General features: G+C 72.0%; 13 protein-coding genes. 8 read left to right on the forward strand and 5 right to left on the reverse strand.

All coding sequences use genetic code 11. The annotated features are described in order from the left end of the window. The first annotated feature begins 169 nt into the window (after positions 1 to 169). Together ACPOLB_RS00340 and ACPOLB_RS00345 are read left to right on the forward strand one after the other, a co-directional pair. Positions 170 to 847, forward strand: coding sequence for a response regulator (locus ACPOLB_RS00340; RefSeq protein ID WP_425259286.1), 678 nt, complete (start codon positions 170 to 172; stop codon positions 845 to 847). A 124-nt stretch (positions 848 to 971) separates the two neighbouring features. After that, positions 972 to 2,861 (forward strand): sensor histidine kinase, encoded by a 1,890-nt coding sequence (locus ACPOLB_RS00345; protein ID WP_425259287.1) that lies wholly within the window; start codon positions 972 to 974, stop codon positions 2,859 to 2,861. Positions 2,862 to 2,999: 138 nt separating this feature from the next. Here the strand turns inward: ACPOLB_RS00345 and ACPOLB_RS00350 are convergent, their stop codons facing one another. Next, positions 3,000 to 3,962, reverse strand: a complete 963-nt coding sequence (locus ACPOLB_RS00350) for a GlxA family transcriptional regulator (protein ID WP_425261986.1) — start codon at positions 3,960 to 3,962, stop codon at positions 3,000 to 3,002. 109 nt (positions 3,963 to 4,071) lie between these two features. Between ACPOLB_RS00350 and ACPOLB_RS00355 the strand changes: the two genes are divergently transcribed. The 3 genes from ACPOLB_RS00355 (at position 4,072) to ACPOLB_RS00365 (ending at position 7,056) form a co-directional block, all read left to right on the forward strand. After that, positions 4,072 to 4,374, forward strand: coding sequence for a putative quinol monooxygenase (locus ACPOLB_RS00355; protein WP_425259288.1), 303 nt, complete (start codon positions 4,072 to 4,074; stop codon positions 4,372 to 4,374). 327 nt (positions 4,375 to 4,701) lie between these two features. Beyond that, complete coding sequence (locus ACPOLB_RS00360) at positions 4,702 to 5,604, forward strand: dienelactone hydrolase family protein (protein ID WP_425259289.1); 903 nt, start codon at positions 4,702 to 4,704, stop codon at positions 5,602 to 5,604. A gap of 501 nt (positions 5,605 to 6,105) precedes the next feature. Beyond that, on the forward strand, positions 6,106 to 7,056 hold the full coding sequence (locus ACPOLB_RS00365) for a TolB family protein (protein WP_425259290.1): 951 nt from the start codon (positions 6,106 to 6,108) through the stop codon (positions 7,054 to 7,056). 364 nt (positions 7,057 to 7,420) lie between these two features. On the opposite strand, the gene ACPOLB_RS00370 is transcribed toward ACPOLB_RS00365, so the two are convergent. Together ACPOLB_RS00370 and ACPOLB_RS00375 are read right to left on the reverse strand one after the other, a co-directional pair. Next, positions 7,421 to 8,134, reverse strand: coding sequence for a cyclic nucleotide-binding domain-containing protein (locus ACPOLB_RS00370; protein WP_425259291.1), 714 nt, complete (start codon positions 8,132 to 8,134; stop codon positions 7,421 to 7,423). A gap of 182 nt (positions 8,135 to 8,316) precedes the next feature. Then, positions 8,317 to 8,952, reverse strand: coding sequence for a Crp/Fnr family transcriptional regulator (locus tag ACPOLB_RS00375; RefSeq protein ID WP_425259292.1), 636 nt, complete (start codon positions 8,950 to 8,952; stop codon positions 8,317 to 8,319). 324 nt (positions 8,953 to 9,276) lie between these two features. Here ACPOLB_RS00375 and ACPOLB_RS00380 point away from each other — a divergent pair, with 324 nt between their 5' ends. Both ACPOLB_RS00380 and ACPOLB_RS00385 read left to right on the forward strand, forming a co-directional pair. Continuing rightward, entirely contained in the window at positions 9,277 to 10,866 is a 1,590-nt protein-coding gene (locus ACPOLB_RS00380) for a choice-of-anchor I family protein (RefSeq protein ID WP_425259293.1), read from the forward strand. Between the two features lie 371 nt (positions 10,867 to 11,237). After that, positions 11,238 to 11,717 carry a hypothetical protein gene (locus ACPOLB_RS00385; protein ID WP_425259294.1) on the forward strand — a complete coding sequence of 160 codons (480 nt, stop codon included), beginning with the start codon at positions 11,238 to 11,240 and terminating at the stop codon, positions 11,715 to 11,717. 465 nt (positions 11,718 to 12,182) lie between these two features. On the opposite strand, the gene ACPOLB_RS00390 is transcribed toward ACPOLB_RS00385, so the two are convergent. Both ACPOLB_RS00390 and ACPOLB_RS00395 read right to left on the reverse strand, forming a co-directional pair. Further along, entirely contained in the window at positions 12,183 to 13,607 is a 1,425-nt protein-coding gene (locus tag ACPOLB_RS00390; RefSeq protein WP_425259295.1) for a patatin-like phospholipase family protein, read from the reverse strand. Between the two features lie 81 nt (positions 13,608 to 13,688). Further along, positions 13,689 to 14,612: a LysR family transcriptional regulator gene (locus ACPOLB_RS00395; RefSeq protein ID WP_425259296.1), complete on the reverse strand. Its 924-nt coding sequence runs from the start codon at positions 14,610 to 14,612 to the stop codon at positions 13,689 to 13,691. Positions 14,613 to 14,730: 118 nt separating this feature from the next. Between ACPOLB_RS00395 and ACPOLB_RS00400 the strand changes: the two genes are divergently transcribed. After that, a complete protein-coding gene (locus ACPOLB_RS00400) occupies positions 14,731 to 15,264 on the forward strand; it encodes a carboxymuconolactone decarboxylase family protein (protein WP_425259297.1) in 534 nt (177 codons plus the stop codon). The last annotated feature ends 50 nt before the right edge of the window (positions 15,265 to 15,314 follow it).

A 15,314-nucleotide genomic window follows, 5' to 3' on the forward strand; every position in this document is an offset into this window, starting at 1 on the left:
GCCGCCGGGCTGGCGATACCGCTTCGGCGGCATGCGGCAGCCTGCGCCTACCGTCTTTGCGGTAGCGAGGCCTGCGCCCACCCGCCGGCGCGCGTGCGCAGGGGCAGAATGGGCTGCATCGACAAGGCCCGGCAGTGCGCCGATGGCCGGCCAGAAAGGGAAGACCTGCATGACGGACCGCAAGCCGATCGGCGTGCTCATCGTCGAAGACGAGCCCGAGTTCCTGGGGCGGTTCAGCGATGCGGTGCTCGAAGACCCGCAACTGCGCCTGCTGGGCGCCGTGTCCACCGGCCAGGCTGGCCTGGCGCTGCTGGACGTGCAGCCGCCGGACGTGCTGCTGGTCGACCTGGGCCTGCCCGACATCGGCGGCATCGAACTGATCCGCCACGCCGCGCGTCGCCACCCGGGCTGCGACACGCTGGTGGTGACCATGTTCGCCGACGACGCGCATGTCATCGGCAGCATCGAGGCCGGCGCCACCGGCTACCTGTTGAAGGACGCCAGCGCAGCGCGCATCGTGGCGGCCATCCACGAGGTGCGTGACGGCGGCTCGCCGATCAGCCCGAGCATCGCGCGCCGCGTGCTGGCGCGCTTTCGAAGCGGCCCCGGGGCCGCCCCGGTGGCGGCGCTGGCCGCACCCGCGGCGGCCGATGCGTCGCCGCTGTCCGAGCGCGAGACCGAGCTCCTGCGCCTGATCGCCAAGGGCTTCAGCTTCGATGCGGTGGCCGAGGTGCTGTCGATCTCGCCGCACACGGTGGTCACGCACGTGAAGAACATCTACCGCAAGCTGGCCGTCCACTCGCGCGGGGAGGCGGTCCATGAGGCACGCCAGATGGGCTTGCTCTGACGCGTGGCCACGGCACACGGACACGCCGGTCCTGTGGCGCTGGGTCGGTGTGGCCGGCGTGCGGGTGACAGGGCTGGTGGCCAGTCTGGCGGCCGGTCTGCGGGCCGCTCGCACGACCGCCTGGATGGCCTGTCTGCTGCTTGCCGGGCCGGGCCTGTGGTCGGCGGCGCTGGCGTCACCGTCGCTGCACGCGCTGGCACCCACGCACGCGCAGGTCATCGTCACCGACAGTGAATCGCCACCTGCTGCCGATGACCCGCGCTGGCAGCGACGACCCCTGGCGCAAGACGAACCCGGACCCAGCGCCTGGTATCGCCTGCGCTTCGACGCGCCGGCACCAGGGACCCCGGCGGACGGGCCGCTGATGCTCTACCTGCCGTACTTCTATGGCGGCGGACGTGTCCTGCTCAACGGCGGCCTGGTGGCCGAACTGCCACGCACCACCGCCGCGCAGCGTGTGCGCTGGGAGCGCCCGCTGCTGCTGCCGGTGGCGGCACTGCAGGCCCGGGGCAACGAATTGCTGGTCCATGCCCATGCCGAGTACCAGGGCACGGCAACGTCGCTGCCGCGCCTGGTGCTGGGCCCGCAGCACCTGCTGCAGCCGATGTTCGAACGCCGGCTGTTCTTCGTGCGCACGCTGCCGGTCGTGACCTGGGTCGCCGGCAGCGTGGTCGGCTTGCTGGTGCTCTTCATCTGGCTGCAGCGGCGCGACGAAGTGGACTACGGCCTGTTCGGCCTGGCGGCCTTGCTGTGGGCACAGCGAACCAGCACCTTCGTGCTCGAAGTGCTGCCGGCCGGGACCTGGGACCTCTGGCGCGCCGTCTATCACCTGTGCACGGGCGGCTTCGTGGTGGTGATGGCGCTGTTCGTGCTGAACATGGCGGGCTGGGGCCGGCGCGGCCTGACCCGCGCCTTGCTGGCCTACGCGGCCCTGGGTCCGCTGGCTTACCTGGCGTGGGGTGAGGGCGCTGCACGTGTGTGGACCGCCGGGCTGCTGCCGGTGGGGCTGGGCATCCTGGTGGTGGCCATCGCGGCCACCTGGCGACGGCGCTCGGCCGAGACCGTCGCCGTCGCGGCCGCGGTGGTGGCCAGCGTGCTGGCCGGCGTCCACGACCAGCTGGTGGCCACGCGCTCGCCGCTGATCATGGACCGTCTGCCCGAGTGGGGCGACCACCACCTGTTCCTGCTGCACCATGCGGCCAACGTGCTGCTGCTGGTGATGGGTGTGCTGCTGGCGCTGCGGTTCGTGCGCAGCCTCAACGCCGTGGAGCTGGCCAACCGCACGCTGGAGGCGCGTGTCCAGCAGCGCGAACGCGAGATCGCCGCCAGCTACCAGCGCATTGCCGCACTGCAGCGCGAACAGGCCGCGACCGACGAACGCCAGCGCATCATGCGCGACCTGCACGATGGGCTCGGTTCGCAGTTGTTCACGTCGCTGTCTCGAGCCGAACGTGGCGCCATGGACAGCGGCGCCATGGCCGACACCCTGCGCGGTGCCATCGACCAGATGCGCGTCGCCGTCGAGGCGCTGGCGTCGGAGGAGCAGGACTTCCAGGCGGCGTTCGGCAACTTTCGCTTCCGCTGGGATGCGCGGCTGCGCGAATCCGGCCTCACGCCGCGCTGGGACATCGTCATTCCCGACAGCGGCGCGGACGGAGTTTCGCCGCTGGCTCCGCACGACGCGCTGCAGCTGCTGCACATCATCCAGGAGGCGCTGACGAATGTCCTCAAGCATGCGCGGGCCAGCACGGTCACCGTGCGCGTGGCGCTGGTCGACGCCGAGTTGGCCGTGGAGGTCGCCGACGACGGTGCGGGCATCGCCGACACCGGGCCCGTGCCCACGGCTGCGGGTGATACACGCCACGGGGGGCGCGGTCGGGCCAACATGCGCAACCGCGCGCAGCGACTGGGAGGACAGCTCGAGTGGCAGTCCCTCGGGCCGGGCACCTGCGTGCGCCTGCGGGCCCCTTGGCAGCGGCCCGCGGCGACTGGCGGTGCGGCGTGCGACGGGTAGCCGACCGGACGGCGGCCGGTCGTGAACGACGCTGGATGGCCGCGTCCTGCCGAATCCAGACATCCCCGAGGGCGGTCGCCTGCAGGTGGACGATGCCGCTGTCTGCACTTCCGGCGCCAGCCGACCCTCTGCACCCGCTCAGGCACCGGCCCGCAACTCCCGAACGCCGCGGCCGAGCTTGCGGCGCAACAGGGCGCGCAGGGTCACGCCGTCCGAGTAGCCGATCTGCGCGGCGATCTGGTCGATGCTGTCGGTGCTGGTGCGCAGCAGGTGCACGGCACGCTCGACGCGCAGGTCCTGGAAGTACGACAGTGGTGACTTGCCCAACACGCCTTGCAGGCGCCGCGCCAACGTGCGTTCGCTGGCACCCGCTGCAACGGCCGCCTCTGCCAGCGAGAAGCCTTGCGCGAGCCGCTGTCGGGCCCAGCCCTCGAAGCGCTCGACCACCGGGTCGGCGTGGGCGAGGTGATCGGGGATCACGAACTCCGCTTGCGAGCCGCGCGCCTCGACCAGCAGGTAGCGCGCCGCCAGCGCCGCCAGTGTCGGGCTGTGGCTGCGCACGATGCCCAGCGCCAGATCGAGATGGGCCAGGGCGGCACCGGCCGTGGTGAAGCCGGCAGAGGTGACCAGCATGCGGGATTCGTCGACGGACACGCGCGGATAGCGCTGCCGGAACATCGGCGCCAGCCACCATGACGTCGTGGCGCGTTGTCCGTCGAGCAGCGCGCTTTCCGCCAGCAGGAAGGTGCCCGTGCACGCGGCGCCGACGACCGCGCCGGCCGTGGACCACCGTCGCAACGCGATGGCCGCGTCGGCCACGTCCGCACGGGCCAGGCGCGCCGCGAGTGTGTCCGGCATGTTGGCGCCGAGCGCGGGCACGAGCACGACAGCGGGGTTCCGCACACCATGCACCGGCACCACGGGCACCGTCAGCCCTTGCGCCGTGCGCACGCGACGCCGCACTCCGACCAGCGTGACCTCGATGGGTGCTGGCGCTTGCGCCAGCGATCCGGCCAGTTGTCTGGCCGTGCCCAGTGTGTCGGCGAGGGCCGCCAGGCCCAGGTCGAACACGCCGTCGAGAACAAGGATGTGAACGCGCATGGCGAGAATGCTATCAATATTGGCCTTCTTGCCACTCGTGGGCATGGCCGGCACGGCGTAGTCTGCGACACCCCGCAAGCGCTCAGCCGTTCAGCCAAAGGATCAGCCCATGACCCGGTTCGCCCTGTTCGTCCGTCTCGAAGCCAAACCTGGCCAGGAGACCGCCGTTGCCGACTTCCTGGCCGGGGCGCTGCCGCTCGCCAACGCCGAGTCGGGCACCACCGCGTGGTTCGCGTTGCAGTTCGGTCCTTCGACGTTCGGCGTGTTCGACGCCTTCGCCGACGAGGCGGGTCGCCAGGCCCACCTGGATGGCCCGATCGCAGCCGCGTTGATGGCCAACGCTGGAGCCCTGCTCAGCGCACCGCCGAACATCGAGAGGATCGATCTGCTGGCGGCGAAGTTGCCCGGCTGACGCGCCGACCGCGGGCCTGCACCGATGCACGCGTAGTCCGGACGCGACTCCGCGGCGCCGCCTGCGTGGCCCGCGTTCACCGAAGCCTGCAAGCCCGCCCCCCATGCTCCTCGCCGGGCGGCCACAAGCCGCGCGTCCCTTGCCTCTGGCGACGGACTCCACCTGCACGGGCCGGCGCGTGGTGGCGCTTCACGACCGTTGCGCGGGCTGGCCGGAACGCGCACCGGGCGGACGCCCCGGAGCGCGGTCGCCCGGTTCCGCCCGGCAGGCCGCCCGCCTCCCGCACCCTTCTTCCCCACCCGCCCTTCGACCACCCCAGGAGCACGCATGAAACTGATGGACTACGGACTCGCGCCGATCGACTTCAACCACCCCGCCACGACGGCTGGCAGTGCCCACGCCGGCCTGTCGCGGCGCGGCTTCGTGATGACGTCGCTGGCCTCGGGCTTCGCCGTCGCGTCCAACCCCGTGCTGGCCCAGGCCATCACCACCGACAGCAACGGCCTGGTCGCCGGCGAGGTCAGCGTGCCGGTGGCCGACGGCAGGATCCCGGCCTATCGCGCGATGCCGGCAGGATCCGGCAAGTTCCCGGTGATGCTGGTGGTGCAGGAGATCTTCGGAGTGCACGAGCACATCAAGGACATGTGCCGCCGCTACGCCAAGATGGGTTACTACGCGATCGCGCCGGAGATGTTCGCCCGCCAGGGCGATGTCTCGAAGATGACGGACATCCCCACCATCCTGTCTCAGGTGGTGTCCAAGGTGCCCGACGCACAGGTCTGCGCCGACCTCGACGCCACGCTGGCCTTTGCCCGCGCCAGTGGTCGTGCCGACACCGGGCGCACGGGCCTGGTGGGCTATTGCTGGGGTGGCCGCACGGCCTGGGTCTACGCCCGCCACAACAGCAGCCTGAACGCCGCAGTGGCGTACTACGGCCTGCTCGAAGGCCTGAAGATACCCGACCTGCGGCCGCAGGACCCGATCGACTTTGCCGCCGAGATCAAGGTGCCGGTGCTGGGGCTGTACTCCGGCATCGACGCCTTCGTGAAGCAGGAGACCATCGCCAGGATGCGCGGCCTGATCAACCAGGGCGGCAGCGGCTCGGAGATCGTGGTGTTCCCGAACGTCGACCACGGCTTCAACGCCGACTACCGGCCCAGCTACGACAAGGCCGCCGCCACCTACGCGCAGAAGCTGGCCAACGACTGGTTCAAGAAGTACCGGGTCTGAAGCCAGGCCGCGCAGCCCAGCCGGCGGCTGCGCGGGCGCCCGCGTTCATGCGGGCCATCGTGCCTGCGCCACCCATCCCGTGCGACAGCCTCGGGGGGATGGCCGCTTCCCGCTCCGGCTCGTGACGCGCCGCCCACTGCGGACCGCGCGTCGGATCCACCTGGTCTTCGATCTGCTGGCCGAGACCCTGGGTGCCGAGCCGCACGCGCGCGGTGCCTGTGCCGGAGGGTTGACCGGGCCAGACGCACCGCGCCGGACAGGCCGCATCGCGAACCAGGCGAAGCGCCGAATGCAGGTGGTGCCCGCGGCAACGACCCCGTCCCGCCCCCGCTGCGCGTCGCAGGATGCGCGGGGCATGGCTGCAGTCCGACGCGCCATCTGGGCTTCCGTGCCGACCGGCGCGGCGTTCGCACCCAGCTGCGCCGCGTCCGTCGCAAACCCCGCGTGCAAGGCCGCGACGCCTGCTACCGTGCCTGCTGCGTAACGAGTGGCTGCGAGAACATGGTCCTGCACAGACTGCTGATGGCCGGCGCACTTGCCGTGGGCGGGGTGGCTTGCGGTGGCGGGGCCGGTGACAGCCCGGCGCCGCCGCCACCGGCACCGAGCAGCCACGACCTGGTGTTCGACAGCGAGGCGCCGGATGGCAGCCGCGGTCTGTACCGGGTCGCGCTGGACGGCTCGGCCGTCGCGCCCGTGCCGAATGCCGCCGATGCCGTGCGACCACACGCGCGGGACGATGGCCTTGCCCTGGTGTTCACTTCCTTCAGCACCGATCCGCGCAACGTGCCGACCCTGATGTGGCTGTCCGGCGTCTCACGCCCTGCGAAGGTGCTGTCCACCAGCGCCGGCGTGTACGAGCGCGAGGCGGTGTTCGCGCCCGACGGACGCCGTCTCGCGTTCGTGTCGCAGCGTGATGAGCCGGAAGGATCCGATGTCTTCGTGGCCGAACTCGATGGCGAGGAACTGAAGGACGTGCGCAACCTGACGGCGCGTGCCGCGGGCAGTCCGGGCCTGGACGTCACGCCGGCGTGGTCACCGGACGGCCGGCAGATCGCCTTCGCGTCGAACCGCGACGGCACCGACTTCAAGCTGTGGGTCATGCATGCCGACGGCAGCAACGTGCGGCAGCTGACGTCGGGTGGATCCAGTGCCGATGTGTTTCCGAGTTGGTCTCCCGACGGGACGCTGATCGCCTTCCAGCGGCGCAGTGGTGACCGCACCCGCGTGGGTCTGCTGCCTGCAGCGGGAGGCGCTCCGGCCTTCTTCGAGTTCGACGGCGACGCCTATGCGCCCGCGTGGTCGCCCGACGGCAGTCGCATCGCGTTCGCGGGCCGGATCGGCAGCGAGCTCGACGTCCATGTGCGCGACGCAAGCGGCTCTGGACCGGTGCTGCGCATCGCCCATCCCGGGCCGGACCGCAATCCCGCCTGGATCCGGCGCGTCTCCTCATGAGCCGCCGTCTGCCGGGACCGTCGCGGGATGCTGCAGTGCCTTGCAAGCCGCACCCGGCACTGCTGGACCGACTCGCCGCCGAACTGGAGTTCGCGCACTTCAATGCGCGCAGGACCTGCGCCTCGTCTTCAGCGCGGATCTGTCGGGGCTCGACCCGGAGCCTCCTGCACCTGACGGATGGTTCGCGGGCCCGCAGCGCCTACTACAACCGCGCGGTGGCCAGCGTGTCGGATGGCCTGAGCCCCGAGGCCGTGGACGAAGTTCCGCCGGACGTCGTCGCCATGGAAGTGCGGCCGAGCGAACTCCGACCCGGCACGGCGCGCCGGCTCCTGGCGCTCGGGTTCCAGCCGGACAGTGCGCTGTGCTACCTGCACGGGCAACCGTCGGGCGTGCCCCTGGACGTGCCGCTGCGGGTCACACGGTTGGACGCCACGCAGACGGACCTGTTCTTCGACCTGCTGGGGACGAAGCCCATCTCGCCGACCACGGTGCGCGTGGCCAGGGTGCGCGGGCGGTGCCGTCGGCCGTCGGTTCCGGCGCGCTCGATCACCAGGCGCCCGTCGGCCACGATGTCGATGCCGTCGGCCGGGTCGCCCTGGCGGTACAGCGTGGTGGCGGTCTCGAAACGCCGCCGCTGCAGCCGGGCCAGGAAGCCGGTGACGTCCACTCCGGCGCCCAGCTCGTCTTGCAGCCAGGCCGCGAATCCTGCGTCTTCCTGCGCCTCGCCCGGTGGGCGCGCGCCGGCCGGGCCCTGGTGGACGTCGCGGCCGGACTCCGCGGCGGCGAGCACGCGCTCCTCGCGCCAGGCCAGCGCGGTGTTGAGGTCGTCGAACGGCAGCGGCGCCTCGTGCTCGCCCCTGGAGGCACGGACAGTCTCGCGCCCCAGCGCCGCGGCGATGTTGCGCGCCACCGCGCCGTACACCAGCACGGCGCCGGCACGCCGGCACAGATGCCGCAACTTGGCCAGACTGAGGGCCGCGGACGCGTCGGCGCCGGTCACGCGCTCGAAGTCGAGGATCACGTAGCGCACCGCACCGGCGGGCCGGGACTGCAGCGTGCGCTGCACGTCGTCGAACACGCCCTCCGACGAGCCGAAGAACAGATGGCGCCACCACCGAGTGGTCCAGCAACGGGCCGGTCCTGGCGGGCTCCTCGTCGATCGGCGCTGGCCCTCCGGTGCCCGCATGGTCTTCGCAGCGGACGGCGCCGCCGCGGCACGGCTCAAGAGTGAACGGGCGCCCGACGCGCCGCTGGCCGCCGCTACCAGCGCGGCGGCAGATCCCTCAGCAGCGCGATGCGCTCGCGCGTGACCTCGATGTAGCCGCCTTGCACCAGGTCGTGCATCAGCCGGTTGACCATCGCGCGCGACGCACCCACGCGCTCGGCGATGCGCGCCTGGCTCAGCGGGCCGGGCACGACGCGGCACCCCGCCTCCTGGACGGCCAGCGCCTCGAACAGGCCCACCATACGGCCGTAGACGTCGACCGAGGTCAGGCGGCCGACGGTGCGCGTGAGCACACGCACGCGCTGCACCAGGCGGTGGATCAGGTCGAGCGCGATGTCCGGCCGCGTGCGCAGCGCGCGTTCGAACTCTGCGCGCGTCACGCGTGTCAGGCGCGCGCGGGCGGTCACCTCCACGCTGGCCGAACGCCTCTCGCCGCTCAGCACCAGCTCTCCGAACAGGTCGCCCGGGCCCAGGGTGTTCAGCTCGGTGCTGCGGCCGCCGTCGCCCGTGACCACGGCCCGCAGCGCGCCGCTGTGCACGATGTACATGCAGTCGGCCACGTCGCCCTGGGCCACGACCACCGATCCCGGCTCCCAGGTGCGCGTCTCGCCCAGCCTGGCCAGCTCGGCCAGGATCTCGTCCGGTGCCGGGACCGGCGCTGCTTCGTCCATCGCCTCGATGCTCCTTCCCCGCCTGCAACGGAGCGACTGTAGCGGGGCCGCGCGCGGCAGCCACGGCGCTGCGTGCCCGCGCCGTGCGGGCGTGGGCAGCGCGCCCGGGCCGTCGGCTTCGCGGCGGGAGACGGCGCGTGGCCGGGCGGCGGCAGTTCGGCGCCGGTGCAGAGGACCCGCCGCGCCACGCGATGCGTCGCAGGCACAGGTTGCCGTCGCGAGCCGGTCGCCCCGAGTGCTTCCGCTCGACGCCACGCCAGCACGCCTCGCGTGTCGTCACGAAGCCGACACGCCATCGTCACAGGTCTGCGCCATCGTGTCGGGTTGCCGTCCACCACCGAGACTCCCACGCCCATGCGCCGATCAAGCAACGCCCTGCATCACCTCAGGACCATCGCTGCTGCCGCAGCGCTGGCAGCTGCATGCGCGATGTCCGGCACGGCCGCGTGGGCCGCCGATGTCGGCATCAGCCGCCTGTGGCAGTTCGACCACAAGCTTCCTGGCGCCATCGCCGGCCAGAAGGCCGAGATCGTGGCGTACGACCACCACACCGACACGCTCTGGGTGGCCGGAGTCGTCGGCGTCGACGTGCTCGACCGCACCAGCGGCCAGCGCGTGGCGCAGATCGACGTGCGCCACCTCGGCGCCGTCAACAGCGTCGCCATCCACGACGGACTCGCCGCCCTGGCGCTGGAGAACACCACCAACCGCGATCTGCCGGGCCTCGTCGTCTTCGTCGACACACGCAGCCGCGCCCAGGCCGGACAGCCGGTGGTGGTCGGTTCGCTGCCCGACATGCTCAGCTTCACGCCCGACGGCCTGCGCGTCCTGGTGGCCAACGAGGCCACGCCGCGCGAACGCACGCTGGTGGAAGATGCCAACGGCAACCTCGTGCCCGCGCCGGGCGTCGATTGCCCGGCCGACCCGGAGGGCGGTGTCAGCGTGATCGACGTCGCCTCGCGTGCGGTGGTTTCGGTGCCGCTGTCGCCGTCGACGCCCGGCTACGACACGCTGCGCCTGTTTCCTGCGCTGGGCACGCTGTCCACCCAGCCGGCCACGTATTGCCCCTATGGTCCCGAGCCCGAGTACATCGCCGTCGACAAGACGGGCAGGAAGGCCTATGTCAGCCTGCAGGAGGCCAACGGCATCGCCGTGCTGGACCTCGTGAAGCTCCGCTTCGAGCGCATCCACAGCCTCGGCCTGAAGGATTTCAGCCTGCCTGGCAACGAGATCGACCCCGACGATCGTGACGACCGCCTGGAGGTGCGCCCGGTCCCGGTCCAGGGCCTCTACCAGCCCGACACCTTGGCGACCTACGAGCACCGGGGCCGGAGCTACTTGGTGATGGCCAACGAAGGCGACGCGCGTGACAACGGCTCCGGCGACAGCGAGGACGAGCGGCGGGGCGGCGCCGGCGCGTCCTCGGTCGAGCTCACGAGTGCGACCGAGCTGGCGCGCATCACCCTGTCGAACATCGACTCGGCGCGTGGTGGCCCGCTGGTCAAGTTCGGCGGGCACTCGTTCTCGATCCGCACGCCGGACGGTCGCCTCGTCTACGACAGCGGCAGCCTGCTCGACCGCGAAGCGATGCGCCTGGGCATCTACGACGACGGCCGCAGCGACAACAAGGGGGTCGAGCCCGAGGGATTGGCGCTGCTGCACATCGAAGGCCGTGTCCTGGCCTTCATCGGACTGGAGCGGACCCTCAAGGCGGCGATCGCCGTCTTCGACATCACCCATCCGCGCAGGGTGCGCTACGTCGACATGATCGTCGGCGAAGGTGATCTCTCGCCCGAAGGTCTGGTCGCCTTCAAGGCCGGCGGCCGCTACCACCTGGCGGCTGCGCACGAGGTCAGCGACACGACCTCGTTGTACGAGATCACGCTGGACCGGGCGCAGGGTCCGAAGCGGTAGCGCAGCCGGGTTCGCCCGGCGATCCGGCCTGGGTCCTCCCATGCCGGATGCGGCGCACACCGGCCGCGGCTGCGCTGCTGACCGCTGCAGACGGTGCCGCCCTCGAGGGGGTCGTCGCGGTGGCCCGATCGGCATCGCCAGGTGCCGCGCCTTGCCCGGCGCGACGTCGCAGGCCGCGCACTCGCGGGACGATCGGTGCACGGCGCGCGTGGCCGGGCCGTGTGTCCGCTGGACGGACGGAGCGCGCCGCTTGCGGGACCGGTTTCCCGGGGTCGTCCCGCGACACATTCGTCCCGCGGACCAGCGATGCCACGCCGCACCGAACGCCGTACCGTGCGTTGCCGCACCACCACCACCCAGGCCCCGACGTCATGGCAACCGATCCCCGGTATTTCCCTTCCAACGGCGCCTACATCGCGGTGCCCGGAACGATCTATGCCCAGTGCATCGAGACGTGTCCGAATCCTTGTCGCAAGTACCACGTCAGCACGGCGGTGGACGGTGCCGAAGCGGTCGCGGGCGTGGTGCTCCCGTTTCTCGCCGCGCGACGGATCTTCCACAAGGTCGTTCAGTCGCGCAGCCTGCTCATCCGACAGACCTACAAGCAAGAGAAGACCTACGGAGACCAGGCCGGCAAGTTCATCACGATCTACATGCCTGCCAACGTCGAGCAGCGGAACGACACCATCCGGGAACTGGGGCAGCAACTGTCTGCGCTGGCCAGGCAGGGAGCGGCAACCCCATGCCCCCGCATCCCGCGGTCCCGTTCGCACGGCCACGTCTTCGCTGAACAGCCGCTCGACGAGGACTTCTTCATCTACGGCGGGTTTCTGTGTGATCCGAGCGAGTAGCCGGGCCCGCCGCCCGGCACCTCCGTCCCGCATCGGCCCAGGGGCCGTCGACCTGAACGCCTGTCCGGTCAAGACTCCCACGCCCTGGCATCAGGCCTGGCAGGGCCTGTTGCTCGGTGCGGTCGTCGCGCGGGTGGGCATGTGGGTCCAGGGGCTGCGTTGTCCCGGCCGGACGCCCTGCCTGGCAGGTCGTGCAGGTCGGCTTCGCACGCCGGCACCTGCTGCAGCCTGCGTGCAAGCGGATCGACGGCCAGGGGCGCGCCTCCTGGACCTGCAGGGACACCCGAGACCTTCCACGACTCCACGCGGATGGCGTGCGGTTCGGACGCGCTGCGCGCCCGCCCACGCGCGCGCTGCGAACGCCGCTCTTCGAGGTGTAGGCATGCCGGGCATGCCGCCCGCCACCGTGCGGACCGGCCAGCGGGACGGCCGCGTGCCGCCGGTGCCACCGGCGCAGCGCACGGGTCAGCGCTGCTGGGCGCCGCGCCGGGCGAGGTGCGCGCGCAGCGCCGCGCTCTGCAGCGTGGCGTCGCGGCCGGCGGCGATGGCGGCGTCCACGTCGGCCGCCGGCAGCGCCAGCCGCGTGGGCATCGCGCGCAGCCGCTGCGCGCGTGCCGGGTCCAGCGCTTCGGCGCTGATGGTCTCCACCACGAACTGCACGTCGTCGCATTGCCAGGCCTCGCCGGCGGGCAGATGGCGGCGCACCGTGGCCGCGTCCAGCGCGCAGCGGTACCGCACGATGCTGTTGCGCCACTCGGCGGTCATCGCATGGAAGGCGGCCGAACTGAGCCGGGTGGCGGCGTCGATCGCGGCGTCGGCCGCCGCCACGCCCACGTCGACGCCCGAGGGCCCGTCCAGCCGCAGCGCCCAGTCGCCGGCCGGCGGGCGACCGGCGTCGACGATCAGGAACAGCAGGCGGCGGATGCGCACGGCGTCGGCCTCGTTCAGCGGCCCGTAGGCGGTGCCCGAGAGCGCGCGGGCGACGAGGATGCTGGACAGGCCCTGGTTGTCAGTCAGGCCGCCGTCGGCCAGTTTCAGGAAGCGCATGCGCGTGGCGTCGCGGTAGTGGCGCATCGCGCGCGCCACCGAGGCCACCGGGTCGGTGGCCACGCGCGCCGGGTCGCCCAGCAGCGCCTCCAGCCGCGGCGGCAGCGGTGTCAGGCAGTGGTCGGGGAAGGTGTGCAGCACCACCGGGGCGAACACCAGCGGCACCGCCATCGATGCGGCCACCGCCTCGGACACGCGCAGCGACGGCAGGTCGCTGCACAGCGCCAGGAAGGCCTGCGGCGTGAACGGGAAGGGCGTGCGGTTGTAGAGGTCGGTCGCGTTGATCCACACGTCCGGCTTGTTGCGGCGGTACAGGTCGGCGAACGTGGCGCCGTGGAAGACCTCCGTGTCGAGGCGCTGCGCCAGGTTGCTGCGGTCGTTCAGGCCGCCGGCCAGCAGACGCAGCAGGTTCGACGGCGACAGCAGGTCCACCCGCAGGTCGCGCTCCAGGTCCTGCAGCAGCACGCGTTCGCGCAGATGCGCCAGGCCTGCGCGACCGTGCAGCGCCACGTAGGCCGCCGTCAGCGAGCCGCCGGAGACGCTGGAGATGAAGGTGATGTCGTCGTAGACGTCGCCGGCACCGGCCGCATCGCCGACCAGGGCCTGCAGCACCCCGAACGAGAACGCGGCGGCGCGCATGCCGCCGCCCGACAGCGACAGCCCGATGACGTCGCGGCCCACGATGTCGCGCGGCGCAGCGGCCTGGCGCACGAACTCGGGCGTGATCGGCCGGTTCAGCGGCTGGTTGTCGAACGTGGTCGCGCAGCCCAGCAGCAGGCTGGCCGTGGCCAGCGCGGCGACCCGGGCGGCCAGCGATGCCGGCATGTGGCGGAGGCACTGCACGGGCGCATTGTGCGTCGGTGCACGCGACCGTGCAGGCGGCGGCGGGCCGCGCTGCCGGTCGGACCCGCCCGGTGCACCGGCTCAGCGCAGCGCCTGCATCACCGCGTCGCCGAAGGCCTGCACCTTCGCCGAGTGCCGCCGCTGGGCCGGGCTGACCACGTGGATGGGCAGGTCCGGCGCGGGCCAGTCGGGCAGCAGCACCTGCAGCTGCCCGCTGGCGAGCTCGGCATCGAACAGCCAGCGCGGCGAGTAGCCGATGCCCATGCCTGCGAGCACGCTGGCGCGGGCGATCTCGCTGCTGTTGGTCTGCAGGTTGCCGGTCACGCGCACGACCTGTGTCGTGCCTGCCGCGGCGCCCGCACCCGGCCCTGCCGTGAAGCTCCACGCATGGCGTGCCGCCAGCTCGGTGTAGACGATGCAGTTGTGCTGCAGCAGGTCGGCCGGCACCCGTGGCAGCGCCGGGCTGCCGCGGCCCTTGGGCAGACCGCGCAGGTACGCGGGCGTGGCCACCACCGCGCGCCGCGTGGTGCCGACGCGCCGCGCGACCAGGCTGCTGTCGGCCAGCGCGCCGATGCGCACCGCGACGTCGATGCCTTGCTCGACGAGGTCGATGAAGCCGTCGTGGAGCTTGAGGTCGATCTTCACGCCCGGGTGGTCCGACAGGAAGCGCTGCACCACCGGCAGCAGCTTCAGGCGGCCGAATCCGACCGACGCCGCCACGCGCAGCCAGCCCTGCAGCTGGCGCTCGCCACGGCGCAGCGCGGCCTCGGCCTCGGCGATCTCGGCCACCAGCCGCCGCGCCTGTTCGAAGTAGCGCTCGCCTTCCTCGGTGAGGGCCAGCGACCGCGTGGTGCGGCTGAGCAGCTGCACGCCCAGCGCGCGCTCGAGTGCGGCAACCTGCTTGCTGATCGCGCTCTGCGTGGCGCCGGCCTCCCTGGCCACCGCCGAGAAGCTGCCGGCTTCCACCACCCGCACGAAGGTCTGCATGGTCTGCAGGCGGTCCATCGGGGCTCCTTCCTGTTCCTCACGGGACTGAATGTTAGGCCTGCGCCGTGTCTAGTGGACATGGTGGGAAGCAATCAAAGTGCGCTCCACCGCATCAACCCGACCCGAGGACACCTCCATGCCCACCTTCACCGTCCCCACCCGCGACCAGGTCAGCCCCGCGAACCAGGCCCACTTCGACATGCTGCAGAAGTCCCTGGGCAGGGTGCCCAACCTGTACGCGACGCTCGCGCTCAGCGAACATGCGCTCGGCAGCTACCTGGCCTTCCAGAACGCCCGCAGCAGCCTCGGCGCCCAGGCGCGCGAGGTCGTCAATCTCGTCGTCAGCCAGGTGAACGACTGCGCGTACTGCCTGGCCGCGCACACCGCCATCGGCGGCATGGTCGGCTTCACGCCGCCGCAGATCCTCGAGATCCGCCGCGGCGGCGCGTCCTGGGACGCGAAGCTCCACGCGCTCGCCGTGCTCGTGAAGCACATCGCGGTCGCACGCGGCCATGCCGACCCGGCGCTGGTCGACGCGTTCCTGGCCGCGGGCTGGACACAGGCGCAGCTCGTCGACGCCATCGTCGTCATCGGCGACAAGACGGTCACGAACTACCTGCACGGCACGACGCAGGTGCCGGTGGACTTTCCGCCCGCACCGGCGCTCTGACGCCCCGCCGCGCACGCGCGGCGGGCGCGCCGGCGGCGGGCCGCTGCCCG

The sequence above is a fragment of the Rubrivivax soli genome (assembly GCF_049810355.1).
GTDB lineage: Bacteria > Pseudomonadota > Gammaproteobacteria > Burkholderiales > Burkholderiaceae_C > Rubrivivax.

What these genes read in the sequence shown, in the direction of transcription:
- ACPOLB_RS00350 (WP_425261986.1), bottom strand. Translation starts at nt 3,962, where the DNA reads ATGCGCGTTCACATCCTTGTTCTCGACGGCGTGTTCGACCTGGGCCTG.
- ACPOLB_RS00395 (WP_425259296.1), bottom strand. Translation starts at nt 14,612, where the DNA reads ATGGACCGCCTGCAGACCATGCAGACCTTCGTGCGGGTGGTGGAAGCC.
- ACPOLB_RS00360 (WP_425259289.1), top strand. Translation starts at nt 4,702, where the DNA reads ATGAAACTGATGGACTACGGACTCGCGCCGATCGACTTCAACCACCCC.
- ACPOLB_RS00355 (WP_425259288.1), top strand. Translation starts at nt 4,072, where the DNA reads ATGACCCGGTTCGCCCTGTTCGTCCGTCTCGAAGCCAAACCTGGCCAG.
- ACPOLB_RS00400 (WP_425259297.1), top strand. Translation starts at nt 14,731, where the DNA reads ATGCCCACCTTCACCGTCCCCACCCGCGACCAGGTCAGCCCCGCGAAC.
- ACPOLB_RS00385 (WP_425259294.1), top strand. Translation starts at nt 11,238, where the DNA reads ATGGCAACCGATCCCCGGTATTTCCCTTCCAACGGCGCCTACATCGCG.
- ACPOLB_RS00340 (WP_425259286.1), top strand. Translation starts at nt 170, where the DNA reads ATGACGGACCGCAAGCCGATCGGCGTGCTCATCGTCGAAGACGAGCCC.
- ACPOLB_RS00345 (WP_425259287.1), top strand. Translation starts at nt 972, where the DNA reads ATGGCCTGTCTGCTGCTTGCCGGGCCGGGCCTGTGGTCGGCGGCGCTG.
- ACPOLB_RS00375 (WP_425259292.1), bottom strand. Translation starts at nt 8,952, where the DNA reads ATGGACGAAGCAGCGCCGGTCCCGGCACCGGACGAGATCCTGGCCGAG.
- ACPOLB_RS00365 (WP_425259290.1), top strand. Translation starts at nt 6,106, where the DNA reads ATGGTCCTGCACAGACTGCTGATGGCCGGCGCACTTGCCGTGGGCGGG.